General features: G+C 41.5%; 21 protein-coding genes. 15 read left to right on the top strand and 6 right to left on the bottom strand.

What is annotated here, in order from left to right:
• Positions 1-2: 2 nt before the first annotated feature.
• From AAFF35_RS06815 to AAFF35_RS06865, 11 genes are all read left to right on the top strand, one after another.
• Complete coding sequence (locus AAFF35_RS06815; RefSeq protein ID WP_342331661.1) at positions 3-326, top strand: hypothetical protein; 324 nt, start codon at positions 3-5, stop codon at positions 324-326.
• Between the two features lie 213 nt (positions 327-539).
• Positions 540-977, top strand: coding sequence for an Hsp20/alpha crystallin family protein (locus AAFF35_RS06820; RefSeq protein WP_342331662.1), 438 nt, complete (start codon positions 540-542; stop codon positions 975-977).
• Positions 978-1251: 274 nt separating this feature from the next.
• The gene (locus tag AAFF35_RS06825) at positions 1252-3438 is read left to right on the top strand and encodes an alpha-galactosidase (RefSeq protein ID WP_342331663.1); all 2187 of its coding nucleotides are present in this window, start codon (positions 1252-1254) and stop codon (positions 3436-3438) included.
• A gap of 411 nt (positions 3439-3849) precedes the next feature.
• The gene (locus AAFF35_RS06830; RefSeq protein ID WP_342331664.1) at positions 3850-4212 is read left to right on the top strand and encodes a hypothetical protein; all 363 of its coding nucleotides are present in this window, start codon (positions 3850-3852) and stop codon (positions 4210-4212) included.
• 26 nt (positions 4213-4238) lie between these two features.
• On the top strand, positions 4239-4451 hold the full coding sequence (locus AAFF35_RS06835) for a hypothetical protein (protein ID WP_342331665.1): 213 nt from the start codon (positions 4239-4241) through the stop codon (positions 4449-4451).
• 30 nt (positions 4452-4481) lie between these two features.
• On the top strand, positions 4482-4919 hold the full coding sequence (locus tag AAFF35_RS06840) for an Hsp20/alpha crystallin family protein (RefSeq protein ID WP_342331666.1): 438 nt from the start codon (positions 4482-4484) through the stop codon (positions 4917-4919).
• A 141-nt stretch (positions 4920-5060) separates the two neighbouring features.
• The gene (locus tag AAFF35_RS06845) at positions 5061-5780 is read left to right on the top strand and encodes a TIGR00730 family Rossman fold protein (RefSeq protein WP_342331667.1); all 720 of its coding nucleotides are present in this window, start codon (positions 5061-5063) and stop codon (positions 5778-5780) included.
• A gap of 101 nt (positions 5781-5881) precedes the next feature.
• Positions 5882-7387, top strand: a complete 1506-nt coding sequence (locus AAFF35_RS06850; protein WP_342331668.1) for a L,D-transpeptidase family protein — start codon at positions 5882-5884, stop codon at positions 7385-7387.
• A gap of 6 nt (positions 7388-7393) precedes the next feature.
• Positions 7394-8275, top strand: coding sequence for a universal stress protein (locus AAFF35_RS06855; protein WP_342331669.1), 882 nt, complete (start codon positions 7394-7396; stop codon positions 8273-8275).
• A 39-nt stretch (positions 8276-8314) separates the two neighbouring features.
• Positions 8315-9334 (top strand): alcohol dehydrogenase AdhP, encoded by a 1020-nt coding sequence (adhP, locus tag AAFF35_RS06860; protein WP_342331670.1) that lies wholly within the window; start codon positions 8315-8317, stop codon positions 9332-9334.
• A 39-nt stretch (positions 9335-9373) separates the two neighbouring features.
• Entirely contained in the window at positions 9374-10123 is a 750-nt protein-coding gene (locus AAFF35_RS06865; RefSeq protein ID WP_342331671.1) for a universal stress protein, read from the top strand.
• Here the strand turns inward: AAFF35_RS06865 and AAFF35_RS06870 are convergent.
• Both AAFF35_RS06870 and AAFF35_RS06875 read right to left on the bottom strand, forming a co-directional pair.
• On the bottom strand, positions 10110-11072 hold the full coding sequence (locus AAFF35_RS06870; RefSeq protein ID WP_342331672.1) for a 2-hydroxyacid dehydrogenase: 963 nt from the start codon (positions 11070-11072) through the stop codon (positions 10110-10112). The two genes, AAFF35_RS06865 and AAFF35_RS06870, sit on opposite strands and share 14 nt — an antisense overlap.
• An 11-nt stretch (positions 11073-11083) precedes the next feature.
• On the bottom strand, positions 11084-11509 hold the full coding sequence (locus AAFF35_RS06875; protein WP_342331674.1) for a hypothetical protein: 426 nt from the start codon (positions 11507-11509) through the stop codon (positions 11084-11086).
• A 208-nt stretch (positions 11510-11717) separates the two neighbouring features.
• Here AAFF35_RS06875 and AAFF35_RS06880 point away from each other — a divergent pair, with 208 nt between their 5' ends.
• Positions 11718-12608, top strand: coding sequence for a universal stress protein (locus AAFF35_RS06880; RefSeq protein WP_342331675.1), 891 nt, complete (start codon positions 11718-11720; stop codon positions 12606-12608).
• Here AAFF35_RS06880 and AAFF35_RS06885 read toward each other — a convergent pair.
• Positions 12605-13645: a response regulator gene (locus tag AAFF35_RS06885; RefSeq protein ID WP_342331676.1), complete on the bottom strand. Its 1041-nt coding sequence runs from the start codon at positions 13643-13645 to the stop codon at positions 12605-12607. The genes AAFF35_RS06880 and AAFF35_RS06885 overlap by 4 nt on opposite strands.
• A 191-nt stretch (positions 13646-13836) precedes the next feature.
• Between AAFF35_RS06885 and AAFF35_RS06890 the strand changes: the two genes are divergently transcribed.
• Positions 13837-16326 (top strand): cation-translocating P-type ATPase, encoded by a 2490-nt coding sequence (locus AAFF35_RS06890; RefSeq protein WP_342331677.1) that lies wholly within the window; start codon positions 13837-13839, stop codon positions 16324-16326.
• Here the strand turns inward: AAFF35_RS06890 and AAFF35_RS06895 are convergent.
• Positions 16283-17239, bottom strand: coding sequence for a 1-phosphofructokinase family hexose kinase (locus AAFF35_RS06895; protein ID WP_342331678.1), 957 nt, complete (start codon positions 17237-17239; stop codon positions 16283-16285). The two genes, AAFF35_RS06890 and AAFF35_RS06895, sit on opposite strands and share 44 nt — an antisense overlap.
• A gap of 163 nt (positions 17240-17402) precedes the next feature.
• Between AAFF35_RS06895 and AAFF35_RS06900 the strand changes: the two genes are divergently transcribed.
• Positions 17403-18782, top strand: a complete 1380-nt coding sequence (locus tag AAFF35_RS06900; protein ID WP_342331679.1) for an MBL fold metallo-hydrolase — start codon at positions 17403-17405, stop codon at positions 18780-18782.
• A 21-nt stretch (positions 18783-18803) separates the two neighbouring features.
• Here the strand turns inward: AAFF35_RS06900 and AAFF35_RS06905 are convergent, their stop codons facing one another.
• Complete coding sequence (locus AAFF35_RS06905; protein ID WP_342331680.1) at positions 18804-19874, bottom strand: class I fructose-bisphosphate aldolase; 1071 nt, start codon at positions 19872-19874, stop codon at positions 18804-18806.
• A 216-nt stretch (positions 19875-20090) separates the two neighbouring features.
• On the opposite strand from AAFF35_RS06905, the gene AAFF35_RS06910 reads away from it, so the two are divergent.
• The gene (locus tag AAFF35_RS06910; protein ID WP_342331681.1) at positions 20091-20858 is read left to right on the top strand and encodes an NAD(P)-binding domain-containing protein; all 768 of its coding nucleotides are present in this window, start codon (positions 20091-20093) and stop codon (positions 20856-20858) included.
• Positions 20859-20935: 77 nt separating this feature from the next.
• Here the strand turns inward: AAFF35_RS06910 and AAFF35_RS06915 are convergent, their stop codons facing one another.
• Positions 20936-21721: a hypothetical protein gene (locus tag AAFF35_RS06915; RefSeq protein ID WP_342331682.1), complete on the bottom strand. Its 786-nt coding sequence runs from the start codon at positions 21719-21721 to the stop codon at positions 20936-20938.
• Positions 21722-21799 lie beyond the last annotated feature (78 nt).

The raw sequence follows: 21799 nt of genomic DNA on the forward strand, positions 1-21799 counted from the left end.
TCATGAGTAGTTCCAATCAAACACACGATCATCAGGTCATCAGAAGATGGGCTGAGCAGCGAAAAGGTATTCCTTGCAGGATGACAGGAGCTGAGGCCAATGGGGGAGAAGGAATATTGAAAATCCATTTTTCAGAACATGGAAAGCAGGAAGACCTCGAAGAGATCACCTGGGCAGATTTCTTTAATGATTTCGAAAAAGAAGAATTAGACTTTTTATATAAAGATCGAAATGCAAATGGGCAATTGAGTAATTTCTATCAATTGGTCGCAAGATTCGGATCCGGAGGACAAGTTTCTGCTCCTAATGGAATGGAACTTGGTTAGGATAAATCACGCTTAAACGATCTTACAGGAAAATCTGGCATTTAGACTGTCATTTTTTCCTTAATAATGAATTTATTTCAGTTTATTGGTACTTTGTTGCTTTCTTTTTCGCTGCTTTTTTGAATTGGCACCAGACTTGAAGTATGCATTACGAAATTAAATGTATTTTTTTTATCTGATGTATCATTTTCTAAACAAAAAGGAGGATTTATTATGTCACTTATTAAATTTAATGAAAACAAAAGAAATTCACTAACTAACGGATTCAATGATATTTTTGAATCTGTATTCAACGATTCTTTCTTCTCTGACAGGTTGATGTCAAAAATACCGGCAGTAAATATCAGTGAGACCGAAAATGACTACCATATCGAAATGGCAGCACCCGGTCTAAATAAACAGGATTTTGATATTAAGCTGGATAGAAACATACTCAGTGTATCTGTAGAGCAACGAAATCAAGAGGTTCAGGGAAACAGGCAGTACAGCAGAAAGGAATTTAGCTATACTTCTTTTGTACGTTCTTTTTCTTTACCTGAAAGTGCTGACGATGCAAAAATAGAAGCTAATTATACGGATGGAGTGCTTCAGATCCAGGTGGCGAAAAAAGAAGAAGCCAAACAGGTGACCAGAAGAATTGAAATCTCGTAAACTCAAATTTGTGCGTTTATCTATACCTTTCCAAACCCGACCGTCTCTTTATAAGGGGCGGTTATTTTTTTGATCTTAAGTTTTCCTTTTTCCTGCAATTACTTTTCCATCCGGAATATCCTTCCAATGCCTGTTCATAAAAAAGCATTCGATAAATTGTAGGCAGAGTTATCACTTCCATTAGCTAAAATGTATTAATTTTAAAACAAGAAACCACAGCAGCTGGCATCAGTATATGCCAGCTGCTTAACCAACAAACACCAAATAAACACGAATGAAAAAAATCACCATTAAGCAGATCCTGCTTGATTTATCCCTGATTGGTTTTGGTCTGATCAGCTCTACATCAGCCTTGATGGCTCAGAAACCGATAAAAAAAGACTGGTTGTTAAACGCAACTGCATATACCGCAAGCGTTAAAGTAAAGGAAACAAAGAAAGAAGTCACGCTCGATAATGGTCTTGTCAAAAGGACATTCAGGATTGAACCCAATGTGGTTTGTATGGATTACCTGAACCAGGTAAACGGGCAACAATTACTGAGATCAGTAAAACCAGAGGCCAGGATTAATATCAATGGGAAAGATTACAATATCGGTGGCCTGACCGGGCAGAAAGAGAATGCTTATATTTTACCGGAATGGCTGGATCGTTTTACTCCGGGTGATCAGGATTTTAAGATGATTAATTTTGAAGTCAATCCAATCCGTTCGCAATTAAACTGGAAAAGTAAATTCTGGGCATCCAATCATCAGCAAGCCACTGGGAAAGTACTTTCCTTTCATTATCGTGGAAGTTCGCCTCAATTATCTGGTTTGGAAGTCAGTATAAACTATGAGCTCTATGATGGCCTTCCTTTAATTGTAAAATCGCTGTCCATCCAAAATAAGGGTGATCAAACCTTTACGATTGGCCGTGTAGTGAATGAGATCTTAGGAATGGTAGAAGAACAAAGTGCGGTAGTGGGAGGGGTAGATAAAATGGCAAAACCTCAAGGCATTTATTTTGAAAGTAATTATGCTTTTAATAATGCCATGAGGTATGATCTGAGCGATCAGACTACCCATTGGAAGGTAGATTCGACCTACACCTCACAAGTAAATTACGATTATCAAACACCCTGTTTGCTGGAAATTTATCCGGATAAGGTCTCCGGAATCGAATTTAAAAAAGGAGAAGTATTTAACTCCATACGTACTTATGAATTGCTGATGGACAGCTATGACAGGGAAAGAAGAGGCCTTGCTATACGGAAAATGTATAATTCCATTGCACCATGGACAACGGCAAATCCGATATTTATGCACCTCGTGAGCAAGAACGATGATGAAGTACGCAATGCTATAGACCAATGTGCGGCAACGGGGTATGAAGCACTTATACTCAGTTTTGGCAGTCATTGTAATGTAGAAGATACCAGTGCCACAAATATTAAGAAGTGGAAAGACCTTGCCGGCTATGCGCATCAAAAAAAGGTTTTTATTGGCAGTTATTCCCTTTTCAGCTCCCGCAGAATCAGCGATGAAGATGATGTCATTAACCCCAAAACAGGTAAACCTGGTGGCGCCTTTTTTGGCAATGCTCCATGTTTTGGCAGTAAATGGGGATTGGGATACCGGGATAAGATTAAGGCCTTTTATTCGAAAACAGGTTTTGATATCTGGGAAAATGATGGGCCATATCCAGGCGATGTCTGCGCTTCAACCAGTCATCCGGGACACCAGGGATTGGAAGATTCTCAATGGAAGCAGATCAATATTCAGAAGGAATTGTACCGCTGGTTAAATGGACGGGGCGTCTATATCAATGCGCCCGACTGGTATTTTCTGGACGGAACGAATAAAATTGCAATTGGCTACCGGGAAGTGAACTTTTCTTTGCCAAGAGAAAACCAATTGATCCTGAACCGTCAGAATATCTTTGATGGGACCTGGGAGAAGACCGCTTCTATGAGCTGGGGCTTTGTTCCACTCACTAAATATCAGGGTGGAGGACCTGAGGCTGTCCTGGAACCTTTAAAAGACCACCTTAAAGATTACGAGCAATTGATGATGCAGTATTATGGTGCCGGTGTTCAGGCCTGCTATCGCGGCCCAAGGTTGTACGATACTGAAAATACAAGACTGACCGTAGTCAAGGTGATAGACTGGTATAAGAAATACCGTGACATTCTGAATTCAGAAATCATCCATTTGCGCAGAGCGGATGGAAGAGACTGGGATGGTTTGCTCCATGTAAACCCTAGGCTAAAGAACAAAGGAATGTTGATGCTGTACAATCCATTAAAAGAGAAAATTACGCGGACAATTAAGGTTCCTCTTTATTATACCGGTTTAACCTCTGTTGCTAAGCTGATGGAAAAGGGGAAAGCTGCAAAAAGCTATACTTTGAACAGGAACTATGAAGTTGAATATACCTGTACGCTGGAGCCTGAAAGCTATACCTGGGTGCTGATAGAATAAGAGAGATACAGACAGCCACATGAAACAGAAAGGGTGTCAGTTATGCTAAGATTGGCACAGCAGTTGTGGTAAAAACAGAAGGTGAAATCACCTTTAAAACAGAAAATTGTAATATGGTTTAATCATTAAATTAAAGGAGGTATTTATGTCTTTAATTCAATCGGTCGATCAGAACTTACAGTTCCCGGCCCCGGGTAATTAGATAACGGGTCAGACGAATCAGCCCATTCAGATCGTCTCCCAATCCAAGAATTTTTTTAACAGTTATTATTAATTTGTAGCAATAATAGTATGAAAGCGTTAGTGTTTTTAATGTCTCTTATATTGTGCAACATTGCTTGCGAAGCTCAGCAAAATAAGAAAAAGACAACAGTAATTACGACAAAAAAGACTGAGCAAAACCAACCACAAGTGGGTTGGAAAGTAAATAAAGAGGTCGATGATAAAGGCAATGTGATCCGATATGATTCGACCTATGTATGGTCATACGCTGACGGAGGAAACCACAGGCAGGTAAGCGTTGACAGTGTCCTGAATAATTTTAGAAAAAACTTTGACGGACAGTTTAATTACATCTTCAGACAAAACTTTGGTCAACCTGTCTGGAATGATAAACTATTTTATAAAAACTTTACCAAGCCGGATTATTTTATGCAAAAATGGCTGAATAAAGAGTTTGATATGAAGTCGTTCATGAGGCAAATGGATTCATTAAGAAATAACTTTTTGAAAAACTATTATCCTGGTCTGGAGCATAAATATACCAGAATATAATTCCAGGGGGATTTTAATTTAACCATATGAATGCCGATGAATATCAGGCCATACTTGAGCAGGTGAATCTGCCTGGGGAAGTCAAGCTCTGGCCTGGCGTATATATTACTGATGTAGAACAATTTATTCAAAGCCATCTTACTGAACTCAGATTTTCAAAGAATCAACGACAAATTGATTTGCTGAAAATGAGACTTGACAGATTGCTTGAGTTGGTTAGAGATCATCAGAAAGATTAACGATCAAAAATTAAGAAGGAGGATTTTAATATGTCACTTATCAAATTTAATGGAAACAGATCTAATTCATTAACCAGCGGATTCAATGATGTTTTTGAATCCATTTTTAATGATTCGTTTTTCTCCGACAGGATGATATCAAGGGTCCCTGCGGTAAATATCAGTGAGACTGAAGATGATTACCATATCGAAATGGCCGCTCCGGGATTACAAAAGGACGATTTTGACATTAAGCTGGACCGGAATATGCTTACGGTATCTGTAGAGCAGCAACAGCAGGATGTGCAAAAAAACAGACAGTTCAATCGGAGGGAATTTAGTTACACTTCTTTTGTACGTTCTTTTGCATTACCTGAAAGTGCCGATGATGCTCAGATAGAAGCCAGCTATACAGATGGGGTCCTCAATATTCAGGTGGCCAAAAAAGAAGAAGCCAAACAGGTGACCAGAAAGATTGAAATTACATAAGTCCGGGTTTATGTATGACCGCCTTCGTAAGGAGGCGGTTATTTTTTGCCTTGATGACCGATATCAAAAATTGAGGTGTTTGTGGTCATTTCTTTTGATTGTTCAGGTACTGATATTTAGTAGCAGCTAAATGTGATCAAAATGAACAAATCGGAAATTGTCTTCCTTGCCGGGCCTCAATCGCGATGGAAGGAGTTCGTGTTTACCCTGAAGGTTTTACTGGAATTTGTCCGGAGCTTTAGAAAACTTCATTTTCTCGGACCATGTATTACTATTTTTGGTTCTGCCCGTTTTAAAGAGGGGCATCCGTATTATACGTTAACCCGTACTGCAGCTGTCGAATTCGCTAAACTCGGATTTACCATTCTCACAGGTGGAGGCCCTGGATTGATGGAAGCGGCAAATCGCGGTGCTAAAGATGTAAACGGTCGGTCGGTAGGTTGTAATATCCAACTTCCAACCGAACAAAAACCTAATTCCTATCTGGATAAATGGGTATATATTCATCATTTCTTTATTCGTAAAATTTTACTGGTTAAATATTCTTTTGCTTTTGTAGTGATGCCTGGCGGATATGGGACTCTGGATGAGTTTTTTGAAGCATTGACACTTATGCAAACACATAAGATTAAAGATTTTCCAATTATTATTTTCGGAAAAGCCTATCATAAGGAGTTGCTTGAGCACATTGTACAAATGCAAGAGGAAGGCACAATTACGCTTGCCGACGGGCATATGTTTTTGGTCACAGACCGTGTTGAAGAAGCGGTTCAGCTGATCAAAGAAAAAAGTATCGCGCAATATGGGCTAAAGCCCGAACAGAGACTGAAGCCATTCCGCTGGCTTTTTGAACGGGGTTGATATTTATGCTGTTTCGTGTTGATTATCAATGTTAAAGGTGATTTCTGTCATTATTTTTCTGCCTGAAAGTGTTCAACTTTAATCTATTAAATGTGATGATTATGAAACAGTTGAAGAACATTCATTTTGCTGACAAAGGGAAAATATACGCCATTTTGACCTTGATTATTTGGTTACTGCAGTTATCTTTTCAATCTAAATCATCTCCTGTTTATCCTGTTTACGGCAGGACTTCATTAATTGAAAACGATACTACGCTAAAAGCTGCCATCAGGAAAATCCTGACAAAGAAAACAATGGCTCCGGTTTTTCACTATCCTAAATCGGTGGAACGTTTTTATTTACGGTCAGGATATAATCCCGGCTGGATAAAAGAGGAAAAAGAGATCAGAAGAACATGGGAGGCATTATTGATGCTGGATTGCGTTTTACAGTTTGGGCTGAGTCATAAGGATTACCATCCCAATGAGCTGGATTATGCGATGATGCATGATATTTACAGAAGGCCTTCCAAGGTAAGTCCTGACCAAAAAGCCCGGTTTGATATGATGCTTACAGATGCGATGATTGCCTTTATCTATCACCTTCATTTTGGAAAGTTAAACCCGGTATATACTACAGAAAAATTAGATAACGGGGAGGCTCCTGGTTTTTGTGCAGAGGAAATTTTAGATAAAGCGAAGCAGCAACCAGAATTTATGACCCTGGTCTTAAATTCACAGCCCAAATCGGGCGTATATCGTCTGATGCAAGAGCAGATGCGATTAATGAAAGGTCAATATCTGGATGATTGCTACGAGGCTCCGGAGGAAAGCGTCAGGAAATTGGCCATCAATATGGAAAGGTTACGCTGGGCCGGTGCGGAAGAAATACCTTCGATCCGGATCAATATTCCTTCCTATACTTTAAGCCTGCATCTGCCCGATAGTGTCTATCAGTTTAAAGTGATTGTTGGAAAGGCCAGCTCGCCAAGCCCGGTATTCCAAAGTGTGCTGAGTCATTTTAGCACCGCCCCGGACTGGAGGGTTCCGGGGAAAATTTTTATTACGGAGCTGTTGCCTAAAATCATCAAGAATCCTGCTTTTCTGGAAACAAATCATTTTGCAATCTATGATCTTAAGGGGAAGTATCTTGATCCTGATGAACGGAATTTAGCCCTGGTCCGGAGAAATCCAGGGAAGTATTTTATCCGTCAGTCTGCCGGCTGTGACAACGCCCTGGGACGGGTGGTCTTCAGGTTTTCCAATCCTTTTGGGATCTATCTTCATGATACGCCGGAACAGCAATTGTTTCGCAGGGACATACGTGCTTTAAGTCATGGGTGTATCCGGGTGGAAGATGCCGAAAAACTGGCTTCCCTTTTATTAAAGGCCGATGGAAAGCCACAAGATATCAAAACATTACATCGGGCAATGGTCTTTTACGAACCTGAAACCTTCACTTTGAAAAGAAGGATTCCCATACAAACGCTTTACCTCAGCTGTGAAATTGTAGATGGCCTCATTCAAAACTATGAAGACATCTACAACCAGGACAAGGCGCTTGAATTGGCCTTATATGGAAGTTCTGAAGCTGCGCTTACTACCAAAATAAAAAACATTAAATAGTTCATTATGAAAAAGATCCTGGTACCCACCGATTTTTCTTCAGCTGCAAAAAATGCAGCACATTATGCCATGCATCTGGCCAAAGAGATGAAAGTAGATGTAAAATTATGTAATGCCATTCTGGTGCCTGCGGAAGCACCAATGGCGGAACGTGTTGCCTGGCCACTGGCAGATTACAGTACGCTAAAATCTGAATCTGAGGTAGAGCTGAGGAGCCTGGTTGAAAATATGAAGGCACTTTTTGAACTGGAAAGTCCGACCGATTTTTATCATCCCAGAATTGAGGCTGTAACCGACGTGGGTTGGGTTAAAGATGTAGTGACTAACCTGGCTCATCATCAGGACATCAGTTTGGTGGTTATGGGAATGTCGGGAGCTACAGGTCCGGAAAAGTTTCTGATGGGAGGAAATAGCCGTGCATTGATTGAGGCTGCAGCTTTCCCTATCCTGCTGATCCCGAAAGAGGCCCGGTTCAAAAAAATAGAAAAAATTGCATTTGCAACCGATTTAGGTGATGGAGATGTGGAGATGATCCACCTTCTCGCGGGTTTTGCCCGTATTTTTGATGCAGAAATTCTTCTTATACACATCAGTGATTCCAGTGCAGATCACCAGCCTAAGGACCAGCCTGCGATAGACATTTTTCTCAATGAAATTACCAATAAAGTCAATTACCATAAAATCTATTACGAATACGTCTGGAATGTAGACGTTGATCGTGGTTTAGACTGGCTCATTGCACAAGGGAAGATCAGTATACTGGCGATGGTCCATAGAAATAAAAGCCTTTTTAGCAGAATATTTAAAGGAAGCCATACCCAGCGTATTAAAAATAAGATAGATATTCCCTTGCTCGTGCTTCCGGAATCTTTACATAGAAATTTCTAATGTTTACCACTGTATATTGATCATATGATACCAAAAACGATGAAAGCTGCCGTAATTCATGAATTCGGAGCCGCACTTAAAATAGAAGAAATGCCGGTAAAGGAGCCTCAGGAAAATCAAATTCTGGTGAAAGTGATTTCCTGTGGTGTTTGTCATACCGACCTTCATGCCTGTAATGGCGATTGGCCTGTAAAGTCAAAAATGCCGCTCATACCCGGTCATGAGGCCATTGGATATGTTGCTGCCCTGGGCAAAGGAGTGCATCAGGTGAAAGAAGGAGATATAGTAGGTGTTCCATGGTTACATAGTGCCTGTGGTGGTTGTGAATATTGCATTACCGGTTGGGAAACACTTTGTGATACACAGCAGAATGGCGGATACAGCGTGGATGGTGGATTTGCGGAATATGTCATTGCAGATGCAAGATATGTGGCACATTTCCCTTCAAACATTAGTTTTAACGAAATGGCTCCCATTATATGTGCAGGAGTAACGGTATATAAAGGATTGAAAGAAACAGAGGTTAAGCCCGGGGAATGGGTAGCCATTTCCGGTGTTGGAGGATTGGGGCATCTTGCTGTTCAGTATGCGAAAGCAATGGGCATGCATGTGGCAGCGATAGATGTTTCCGACAATAAGCTTGAGCTGGCCAAAAGGTTGGGCGCAGAAATCACCGTTAATGCCAAACAGGAAGATCCCGGCGGATTTTTAAAGAAACTAACAGGTGGAATGCATGGGGTACTGGTGACCGCTGTTTCTCCTGTTGCATTTAGTCAGGGGCTTTCCGCTTTAAGGCGTAAGGGAACTTTAGCTCTGAATGGATTGCCTCCGGGAGATTTCCCACTGCCTATTTTTGACACTGTTTTAAACAGGATCACCGTGAGAGGATCTATTGTCGGCACAAGAAAAGACATGCAGGAGGCCATTGCTTTTGCTGTAGATGGAAAAGTAAAGGCCGATGTTCATGCTGCGCGGCTGGACGATATTAATACGGTATTTGATCAGATGAAGGTGGGTGAAATTGAGGGGCGTATGGTTTTGGAAATAGCAAAACCCTGATCTCCGGATAATAATTAAAATTACATTTTAACTGAGACAATGATGAAAACTATTCTGGTGCCCACTGACTTTTCTCTTCCAGCTTTAAATGCGGCAGAGTTCGCATGGCACATGGCAAAGCATACAGGAGCAGACCTTATTCTCTTTCATGCCGGGGTAAGGGCAATGAAAACGCAGGTTCCTTTTCAGGGAGCTGTAACGCTTGAAAATCCGGCAGCGATTCTTAAGGAAGCCCGCTTGCAGCTTGATTTTCTGGCGGATAAATTACGCGATGACGCTGAATCCCTTACCGGAGATTACTTTCCTGAAATCAGCTGCATAGCGGAAATAGGGGAGGTTCCTGTATTGATATCAGAACTGATCGCTTCCAGGAAAATCTCTATGATTGTAATGGGGATGTATGGAGCCCCCAGAATTGTCAGACTTTTCATCGGCAGTGTCAGTCAGCAGGTACTGGATCAGGTTGATATTCCAGTGCTTTTGGTTCCTTATAAGTCATTGCCGGATGAGGTTAAAGAAATCGGCTTTGCCTGCGGTTCGTCCGTTAATCAAATACCTGATCGTCCTTTTCTTCAGGAATTTTCCCGTGCTTTTGAGGCAAAATTATCAATAGTTCATATAGACGATGACGTTAAAGGTCAGGTGTCATCTGATAAAATCCATGGGCACCTGGATGTTCTGGCGATGGTTCATCATAAAACGAACCTGCTTAAGCGTTTTTTTAAAGAGAACCTTGATGATAAATTATCCGGGCACACTGAAATTCCGTTACTTGTTATTCCGGAATAGCAGCATCCCAACGGTCCAGTGTTGCAATGATCTGAGTTGCAATCTCCTGTAAAGCTTCTTTAGTTAGAAATGCCTGATGTGGACTGATCAGTACATTCGGATATTTCATCAGTTCAGAAAACAAAAAGTCTCTGAACTCGTCGGTTTCATGGTCTTCAAAAAAAAGCCCTTTTTCATATTCATAAACATCTAAGCCCAGGTAGCCTATTTTTCTGCTTTTCAGGGCATCCAGTACTGCTGTTGTTTTAATCAGTTCTCCCCTTGCGGTATTGATGATCATCACGCCATCTTTCATCTTTTTTATGGAATCTGTGTTAATCATATGTTTGGTTTCCGGATTCAGCGGCACATGAAGTGAAATGATGTCTGATTCCCGATACAGGGTATCCAGGTCGACGAACTTCACATGATTTAGTTTTTTTGGACGGATATCATGACCTAGTATTTTACATCCGAGCCCATGAAAGATGGGGACAGCGGCCGTTCCGATGTGTCCTAAACCAATTATCCCTACTGTCTTTCCATAAAAGTTAAAACCCGTCAGGCCATCAAGAGAGAAATTAAATACCCGGCATTGCCGGTTTGACTGAATGAGATGCCGGCTTAATGCCAGGGCAAGCATTACTGCATGTTCTGCAATGGCTTGTGGAGAATAGTCTGGAATATTAGCAACCTTAATATCATGCTTTCTTGCTGCTTCCTGATCAATGTGATCTATGCCTACGGATCTGGTCGCGATATATTTAATCCCACGTTCTGCCAGTGCTTTGATGACGGGTGCCGTTACTTCATCATTAGTGAAAACTATCACTGCATCCATGCCTTTTGCATAGGAAATGGTATCTATACTCAATTTCTTTGAAGTGAACGTAATCTCATGTTTATCCTGATTGGATTTTATGAGCAAATCCTTCTCATTGATTTTAGTACTGTAAAAAATTGCTTTCATAATTTTATCTCCTATTTATTCAAGGGCTGATTGTTGTTATTCAATATCACTTCCAGCTGGCTTAGAAATACGAGTTCAGATTTGTTTCTTTGGGCAAAAGCGGAAGCAATAACCGAACTTGTTTTGAAGATGAGCTGATTAACAGCTGCAGTAAATAACTCTTCATGATTTTTCTTATAGATTTTGAATTCAGGGATGGACTGCTTAATGTCCCAATTATTTTCGTGTAGCCAATCAAACGTGATTAAAATATAATAAACCAGATCGGTTCCATATTCATCAAAGGAATTATCAATGGCCAGCCATTCATTTTTTACAATTTTCTTCAGTTCTTCTATTTCTTCGGGTCTTACCTTACCATCTGTTGCTGCAACGGCATAAAACAATTTTGCCAGTTGCTGGTAAAAGCCTCTTGATGTTCTATTGGACTTATGCATCTTTTTTCATTGGAATATAATTGTTTTTTAGTGGTTATGAAGCTATCATAAGCATATTCATTGCTATTTGTAAGCGGTATGCTTATGATGGTTTCATTAAAATAACCAATACAATTTAGTGAATAGGGAAGTCCCGAAAAATGACCGCTATCATGGAATTGTCTGATAACAATCATAGGAAAAGGACCGTTATCTTAAGAAATTGGTCATGCTGAAACTAATGTTTGTGATCATGAAAACGGTTCTTGTATTAACAGATTTTTCAAAAAATGCTTTAATTGCCGCTGAAACTGCTGCGATACTTGCAGGAAAGCTCCATGCCAACTTATTGTTATTTCACACAGATTATTCGGTTCCCGTAAACCCTTTTTATCCTGGAATTTTTCAGGAAGCAGACAGTAATTCATGGAAACTGCATTGCGAAGCTGAGATGGATAAAGTTAAGGATCACCTCAGGAGATTCCTTTCCTTAATAAAGACAGATCAGCGTAAACCGACGGTTTCCAGTACAATTGCTGAAGGAGATCTTGCGAGTCATGTGGCAGATCTTGAAAAAAGCAAAAATATAGAGATGATTGCTATGGGAGCAGCTTCGGGCAGTAAAATTGACCATGTTTTGTTAGGAAGTGATACTGCATCTGTGATTGAAGCCGCAAGATGTCCGGTATTGGTGGTGCCGGCAACCGGATCCATGACCGCTTTAGACCGCGTTATCTTTGCAACGAATTACAGCAAATCCGATATTTTTGCCATTGAATATCTTGTTGAACTTGGTAAGTTGTTTGAATATCAACTGGAAGTTGTTCACGTTAGCTTATATGGTTCTAAAGATGTTGACGACAATAATGAAGTCATGGGTTTTGTGAAGAAATTAAGTGAAGACATCTATCCAAGGGTATTATTCCAGCACATTAAAGGAAAACATCTGTCTCATCGCCTTGCACAGTTTTATAAAGAAAGAGAAGCAGATCTTCTATCGATGACACATCAGCCACATTCCCTGCTTTCCAGAATGATCAAAGAAGGAACAGTGAGGAAATCTCTAGCTGCTCAGGAGTTTCCGATGCTGATCTTTCCTCCCGGAATGAATAAGCCTTAGTTTCTTATTTTTGAAAGCTTATCTACATTCAGGAGTTGGATCATACTGCCATTTTTTTCAATCATTCCTCTGTCTTTAAAATCCGTTAATGTCCTGCTTACGCTTTCAATGGCAATTCCTGCCAGCTCGGCCAGTTCTTCTCTTGACACGCTCAGCTGCTGTGAAACCGGCGATTTTTTACTTAAACGGACCAGGACCTGGGCAAGGCGTTTGCGAACAGAAAGGTAGGCCAGTTCCAACAACTGTTCTTCCTTTTCCTGAACATTCTTACATAGGGCTCTGATGAATTGCCTGCTTATCTTTTGTGATTTATTGATCAGGTTCAGCACCAACTCCTTTGGCAATAAATATAAAGAGGTCTGCTCTACCGCTTCCGCCGTGTCTTTAAAAGGCTCATCCATAATCAGGGCATCCATCCCAATATAGTCATTGGGTTTATAGATGCCGGTAATGAGCTGTCTGCCATCGGGAGCAATCTTTATCGTCTTGACGCTTCCTTCCACAACCAGATATAAGCCCTGAGGATGATCTCCTTCATAATAGAGGATTTGTTTCTTTTTAATTTGTTTCGGCTTTTTGTCCGTAATTAGTTCCTTCAATTCCATTCCCTCTGCTGAGTCAATGGTTTCAAGTCCTTTAAAAATAGATTGATAATGCACATGCTGTCTGCGTTGCTTCCTGATTCGGGTTTCCACAGCATTTAATAACTCCATGTCATTGTAAGGTTTGGTCAGGTAGTCATCAGCACCCATTTCCATCCCTTTTCTAAAATCATCACGTTCGGTCTTAGCGGTAAGAAATATAAAGGGTATTTCGGATGTTGCCTTGTTTTTAGCCAGGAGGTAAAGTACCCCGTATCCATCCAGTTTTGGCATTACGATGTCGCATAAAATCAAATCCGGTTGATATTGAATGGCCAGTTGAACGCCAGATTTTCCACCTTCGGCCTGTAGAACATGGTAGCCTGAGAGTTCAAGTATTTCTGCGGAGCTTTCCCGAATATCCGCATCATCTTCTATGATCAGAATGGTATTCATTATAAGCTGGTTAAGAGTCAACTCATTTGTATTGAGAACTCAATACACAATAAAATTATATATTATTTTTCAATTCATTCCCATGATCATAATCATTTTTTCTAATGTGCAATACCCTGGTTTTCCAGGTACTAAATTGCTTAGCTTTAAGTTATTGTTATCAATCTTAAATGTTGTAATCAGAACAGCAGATGGAAACACATCATATCAAAGGATTAAATGCTGGCCAGGTGATAGCATCCAGGCAAAAATATGGGGCTAATTTTTTGACCCATAAAAAGGAAAATGGTTTTTGGTATGCCTTAAAAAGCCTGGCCAAAGAACCAATGGTGATTCTGCTGTTTATTGCCTCAGGTATTTACTTTATTAACGGGGAATTTGGAGACGGGCTTTTTCTTGCTACAGCCATAGTTCTGGTATCTGTCATCTCCTTATATCAGGACTCAAGAAGTAGAAATGCACTGGCTCAGCTCAAACAACTGACCAAACCTGAAGGAAAAGTAATCCGGGATGGGGAGGTCCGGCAGATCAAAACCGAAGACATTGTGATAGGTGATAGTTTAATTGCTGAGGAAGGGACCGTTGTTCTGGCTGACGGAACTATTATTCATGCAAATGATTTCTCTGTGAACGAATCCATTCTTACCGGAGAATCTATGGTGGTCTATAAAGACCACATTGGAGACGATAAAGAGGTATACTCAGGCACCACAGTATCCAGTGGACTGGCGATTATTGAGGTGTCTGCCATCGGCGATGGAACAAAACTGGGTAAAATCGGTAAAAGTCTGGAAAGCATTAAAGAAGAGCAAAGCCCTCTGGAATTGCAAATCGGCAATTTCGTAAAGAAAATGGTGCTGGCCGGTGCGGTTGTCTTAATCATTGTCTGGGCCATCAATTTCTACCGTTCAGGGAGTGTAACTGATAGTTTGATGAAGGCTTTAACCATTGCTATGAGTATTTTACCGGAAGAAATTCCTGTAGCCTTTAGCACTTTTATGGCATTGGGGGCATGGCGGCTAATGAAGATGGGAGTCGTAGTTAAACAGATGAAAACCGTCGAAGCACTTGGAAGTGCTACGGTCATCTGTACGGATAAAACAGGAACCATTACAGAGAATAAAATGAGCCTTGCCTGGCTCTATGTGCCATTATTTCAAAAAAAGACCAGCCCGGAAGACACACTGAAGACAGAGGAGCAGGCGCTGGTTCGGACGGCGATGTGGGCTAGTGAACCGATTCCTTTTGATCCCATGGAAATTGCGCTGCATCAGGTGTATGCTAAAGTAAATGAGATAGATGAAAGACCCAACTATAAAATGATTCATGAATATCCATTGGGAGGGAAACCGCCAATGATGACGCATGTTTTTCAGGACGACTCCGGAAGCCGCATTATCGCTGCAAAGGGAGCACCTGAGGCCTTAATGGAAGTTTCCGGCCTGACCACAGAAGAAAGAAACAAAATAGGAGCGGCTGTAAAAGAACTGGCGGGACAGGGATACCGGATCCTCGGAGTAGCTGATGCCATTTTTCCAGGACTTGATTTCCCTGCCCTACAGCAGGACTTTAAGTTCGTATTCAGAGGGCTCCTTGCTTTTTATGATCCGCCAAAGAAAAATATCCAGTCTGTATTTGAGCGTTTTTATGAAGCCGGAATTGCTGTTAAGATCATCACCGGAGACAATGCATTGACTACAACTGCGATTGCGAGACAAATAGGGTTCAGAGGCTATGATCAATCTGTTAGTGGCGAAGCGCTGATGAAAATGGAAGATGCTGAGTTGCGGAAAGCAGTAAACGAACAGTTTGTTTTTACCCGGATGTTTCCGGAAGCAAAACTTAAAATTATCAATGCACTCAAAGCCAACAATGAGGTGGTTGCCATGACCGGAGATGGTGTAAATGATGGTCCGGCATTAAAATCGGCTCATATCGGTATTGCGATGGGAAAAAAAGGTACAGAGATCGCAAAACAGGCCGCTTCTCTGATTCTTGTGGACGATGACCTCGAAAAAATGGTCTTCGCGATTGCGATGGGCAGAAGGATTTACACCAATTTGAAGAAAGCCATTCAGTACATCATTTCCATTCATATCCCGATTATTCTTACCGTATTTATTCCCCTTGCTTTGGGATGGATTTATCCAAATATATTTTCTCCCGTTCACATCATCTTTCTTGAACTCATTATGGGGCCTACCTGTTCCATTATTTATGAAAATGAGCCGATGGAAAAGAACACCATGCTTCAGCAACCCAGACCATTTATCAACACTTTTTTTAATGGTAAGGAGTTATTCAGCAGCGTGATGCAGGGATTGGTCATTACCCTTGGCAGCTTGCTCGTTTATAGATATGCCACTTATTTTAACTGGAATGAACAGGTGACCAGAACGATGGTATTTACTGTGCTGATCACTGCAAATGTTTTTTTAACCTTGGTGAACCGTTCTTTTTATTACAGCCTTTTAACCACAATAAAATATAAAAACAACCTGGTGCCATTGGTGATCAGTATTACGGTGATCAGTTATGGTCTGCTGCTCCTTATTGGTCCACTCCGCAGGTTTTTCGAATTTGAATCATTGAGTGCCACTCAGCTGTCCATCAGTGTATTGGCTGGTTTCCTTAGTGTCATTTGGTATGAATTGCTGAAATGGAGGAAGAGGACCGGATAAGTGCATACAAATGGGCCACATCTGCAGGGTGACAAAGTTCTGTACCTGGATTCATCGTGGCTGCGGTTCCACAGGCTACACCATATTGAACCGCTTCAGTCAGGCTTTTATTTAAAGCAAGGCTATGTACAATACCGGCAAGCATGCTGTCGCCTGCACCAACCGTGCTTTGCACCACTACATCCGGAGGGAGAACGGTAATAAACAAGTCTTTACTGATCAGTACTGCTCCTTTCGGGCCCATAGAGGTCACAATCACTTCACAGTTAAATCTTTTAATAACTTCTCTGGCAGCAATACGTACCTGCTCCAGTGTCAGGACTTCCCGGCCTGCAAGGGTTCCCAATTCTCTTAGATTGGGTTTAATTAGGTAGACACCCGCTTTTGCAGCTTGTATTAAAGCTTCGCCGGAGGTGTCTACAATCAGCTTCGCTTTATTTTTATTAGCAATGCGGGAGACTTCTGCAAAAATATCTGTTGGAATTCCTGGCGCTAAACTACCACTCACCACCATGAAATTTGCCTGTTTAAAACCGGCCATTGCCGCCAGACAGTTCTGCCATTCTCTTTTGCTGGTTTCAGGTCCCGGCATTCCGAAACGGTATTGCTTCTGGGTGGAGATTTCTTTTACAACCAGATTTTCTCTTGTGCTTTCTTTTGTTTTTATGGGAATAAGGTCAAAACCTTCTCTGGTCAGGAGTCTGGTAAACGCCCTTCCGGTATATCCTCCGGCCATATAGATTGCCGTTGTGTTTTCCCCAAGTCTTTTGATCGCTCTTGAAACATTGATACCTCCTCCTCCTGCTTCATAAACAGGGCTGCTGCAATTCAGTTTTTTCTCGGCAATTAATTCAGGTACAAGGGTACTTTTATCAATAGCAGGATTAAAGGTGATGGTTAGAATTGAACTCATGGTTTAAAGGGAATTAGGTGTAGATAAATGTCGCTTTTGATTGTGTTAAATGATATGACATCAGACACTTATCGACATGTTTTTTGTCACGGTTTCAGGTGTTTCGGATCATTGTTGTTGTGGCATTATCCTCCCAACTTTAGCTGAAATAATCTATATTAAAATGAACGAAGTCATCTTACAATCGCTTGGTGCTGCAGAGACCGTAACAGGATCAAAACACTTGTTGAAAACACCTGAGCTAAATATCCTGATCGATTGTGGTCTGTTTCAGGGCATCAAATACTTACGTGAAAAGAATTGGGAATCCCTGAATATAGAGGCATCAGCGATTGACCTGATTGTTTTAACGCATGCACATCTGGACCATTGTGGTTACATTCCGCTACTGGTGAAGAAAGGATTTAAGGGACGTATTTACATGACTGCGCCAACGAGCGAGCTCTGTGAGCTGATTCTGCTGGATAGTGCAAAGCTACAGGAAGAGGATGCAGAAAAAGCAAACAGATACCACTATACGAAACATAAACCAGCAAAGCCACTATATACCATTGAAGAAGCAAAGGCTTCTTTTAAACATTTCGTAATTGTAGATTGTGATGTTAGGGTTGATTTAAGTGATCACCTTCATTTTCGTTTCAAAACCTGTGGACATATCCTTGGTGCCTGTTCGGTAGCGCTTTCCTGTTATGGGAAGACCATTGTTTTCTCCGGAGATATTGGTAGAAATCAAAGCGCCTTACTTCCAAAGCCTGATTTTTTTACCAATGCTGATTACATTGTAATGGAATCTACGTATGGCGACAGGCTTCATGGCGATGCTGATGTTTATCAGGCGCTGGCCGATCTGATCAACGAAACGGTATCCCGTGGTGGAAATGTGCTGATCCCCAGCTTTGCTGTGGGAAGGGCACAGGAACTTATATATATGCTGGGATTGTTAAAGGAGCAGCATAAAATCCCTTTTCATCTGCCGGTCATCCTGGATACCCCAATGGGGGCCTCGGCAACAAAGATTTTTACCCGTTATGCCGATGAATACTCCACGATCAGTAAAGAAACCTATCTGAAGATAAGTAATCGCGTTACGATCAATGAAGAATATGCAGGTACACTTCAAACCATCAGGGATAAAAGAAGCAAAATTGTTATCGCCGCCAGTGGCATGTTATCGGGAGGACGCGTGTTAGAATACCTTAAACATTACCTCACAAACGCCTCTAATGCCATTTTGATCATTGGCTTCCAGGCAGAGGGAACACGGGGAAGGGCTTTGCTAAACCATTCACATGAGCTCAAAATCCATGGGAGGTATTATGGTGTGAAAGCCAATGTTGCTGAGATTCTGGGGCTTTCTGCTCATGCTGATCAGGCCGAACTGATGGACTGGATCAGGAAATACGTTCCGGCTCCCAAGCAAATTATGCTCGTTCATGGAGAGCCTTCAGCCCAGGAAGCATTACGGGTTAAAATACAAACTGAACTACAAATTCCGGTAAAAATTATGAAACGCAATCAGGATGTACTTTTATTTACCGTATGATATCGCCTGAAGGTGTTGTACTCAGGCAATATCAACCTGTTTTTCCAAATAAACATCCTGAATGGCATTAATGAGCTGAATTCCTTCTTCAAAAGGTTTCTGAAAAGCTTTTCTTCCGGCGATCATTCCCATGCCACCTGCGCGTTTATTAATGACTGCAGTGCGGACTGCGGCGCTCAGGTCCTGCATTCCGGTAGATGGCCCCCCGGAATTGATAAGTCCGGCCCGTCCCAGGTAGCAATTCAATACCTGGTACCGGCAAAGGTCAATCGGATGAATGGTGGTTAATTTGCTGTACATTTCCTCTTTATACTTACCATAATTTGCTCCATATTTACATAAGGCTTTATAACCCCCGTTATTTTCAGGAAGCTTTTGCTTAATGATGTCGGCCTGAATGCTTACGCCAAGGTAGTTGGCCTGACCGGTAAGATCGGCAGCAGTATGGTAATCTACGTCGTCCTGAACGAAGTGTTCATTGCGGAGATAACACCATAAAACCGTAGCCATTCCGAGCTGATGTGCCTGTTCAAAGGCCTGCGAAACCGCAACAATTTGTCGGCTGGATTCTGCCGAGCCAAAGTAGATGGTGGCACCGATGGCAACGGCGCCAAGATTCCAGGCCTCCTGCACAGAGCCAAATGGGATCTGATCGTACTTATTGGGATAACTGAGTAATTCATTGTGATTCAGTTTTACAATGAATGGTATTTTATGAGCATACTTTCTGGCCACTATACCTAAGGCTCCGATCGTACTTGCCACCGCATTACAACCGCCCTCAATGGCGAGTTTAACAATATTTTCAGGATCAAAATACATAGGATTCGTACAGAAAGATGCACCTGCGCTATGTTCAACGCCCTGGTCGACCGGTAAAATAGAAAGGTAACCAGTTCCGGAAAGCCTGCCTGATTTGTAAATGCTCTCCAGGCTGCGAAGGGTCTGTATATTCCGGTTCGACTGACTAAATATCCGGTCCGTAAAGTCCGGGCCTGGAAGGTGTAGTTTTTCTTTTGGAATGGTCTGACAGGTATGAGAGAAAAGGTCTTCTTTTGTTCCCGCAAGTTCCACTATTTTTTCAAAATTCATAACCATTGTTTTTAACAAATATTCAATTAATCAGACTGCTGAAGAATGATTTATGTCATGTAAGTGGTTGTTATTCGTCATGTTATAGTTTTGTGATGCGACCTGTGTGATAGATGTCTAAAGAAATTAATAGGGAGAAATTTTTCAGGCTCCTGAATAGTTTTTCCTTCATTGCAACGCTTAAAATGCGACGCTACATTTACAGCATAATTAAAGATGATGAAAGCAAATAACAACAACAATTTAAGCGTCTCGCTGATCGGTCTTGGTTCCATGGGTTCGGCGCTGGCCGGAACACTGATCGATAAAGGATTTAAAATAACCATATGGAACCGTGACCTTAATAAAGCGCAGCCACTGATTCATAAAGGAGCCGAATTGGCAAGTTCTGCTGCCGAAGCAATTGCCGCAAGTCCGGTAACGATCATGTGTGTGTCGAACTATAATGTATCAACTGTCATATTAGCACAAGAGGGGGTAACAGAGGCATTGGAAAATAAAACCTTTATTCAGCTGAGTACCGGAACCCCAAAAGAAGCCCGTGATATGGAAGCACTGATCAGCTCAAAAGGAGTGGCTTATCTGGATGGTAGTATTTTAGCCTGGCCAAGCCATATTAGCGGAGAAGAGACTACCATATTGGTGTCTGGGAAGAAGCCGGTTTTTGAAAACATTGAGCCGATCATGAAAGCGCTGGCAGGCAATCTTATACCTATGGGCGAAGCCATAGGAGGTGCATCCTCATTATTCGCTGCAGTGTTGGCCTATCTTGCGGGGCAGTGGATTGGCTTCTGTCATGGGGCATTGATCTGCGAAACAGAGGGTTTAGATGTGGAAGGTTTTGGTGCGCTGATGAACAAGCTGTCGCCGGTTTTGGGTGCAGAATTAGAACACATGGGAAAAGTGATTGCCCATGATGAATTTTACAAGCCTAAAAGCCAGACTTTCCATTTTCCACCCAGCACCTTCATGGTAATGCTTTGACCGCAATCCAGCACTTCCGGGATTTTCTTTTGATACATAAACAGACAGTTAGCAATTAAAGGTAAACAGATTTGTCATCATGGTTCATCACAATGAATGGTTTTTGTTTTGATAAACAGTTTTTTCCATTCTTTATTTACCATTTCGGAAGGGTAAATGTCGGCAGCCAGTTCAATGCCTTCATTGGCACTGTTGAACCATCCAAAAGTCATCACGTCTACAAATGCATAATTCAGTCTTTCGGGAGATGCGAGACGGGCCTCATACTCACGGATAATCCGTTCAGGGTCACCGTTTCTTTCGGCCATTTTCTTTCTCAATTCCTTCCATTCCTTCAGCAGGGTATCGCCACCAGCTAACAGTATGGTTGTATAGCGTTGTGCAGCTGCATTTTTTGACTGGTATTCTTTTAACGCGTTAACCTCTTTATAGGCTTTGAAAGCGCTGCGGTTAAACTCGTAACGTTGTTGCTGTTCTTTAAGTTTGGCTGCTTTGAATCCTTTCCAGAAAGGCGTTTGAGGGAGTTCGAGTTTCTTGAGCTGTTCATTTTTGGTGGCGTATTCTTCTTCCAGTTTTTCCGGTTGCAAGCGGCTTTGAATGTCTTCCGGTTTAAAGACCATAGGAGAGGTGTTGATGTCTAAATCATTCTGTAAGGCCAGGCGATAACAGGCTTTGAGTTGTGCCTTTGTGACCTTTTTAGCATCGTATGTACCTTCATACAGGCAAAGCTCGTCTTCCCATTTGTAAACTGCCTTTTGAGCTATGGCATTCAAGGTCGTTAAAACGAAAGCCATGATGAGGATGTATTTCATATCCCGAAGATAGGAAAAAGTGGTAGCAGCTACCAAACTGCTACCAGTCATAATCAACTAATTTAATCATCCCTAATTAAATCATGTTTAAATATACAACATAGTTGCATCAACTGTCTGTTAAAAATA

It is taken from the genome of Pedobacter sp. FW305-3-2-15-E-R2A2, assembly GCF_038446955.1.
Lineage (GTDB): Bacteria > Bacteroidota > Bacteroidia > Sphingobacteriales > Sphingobacteriaceae > Pedobacter.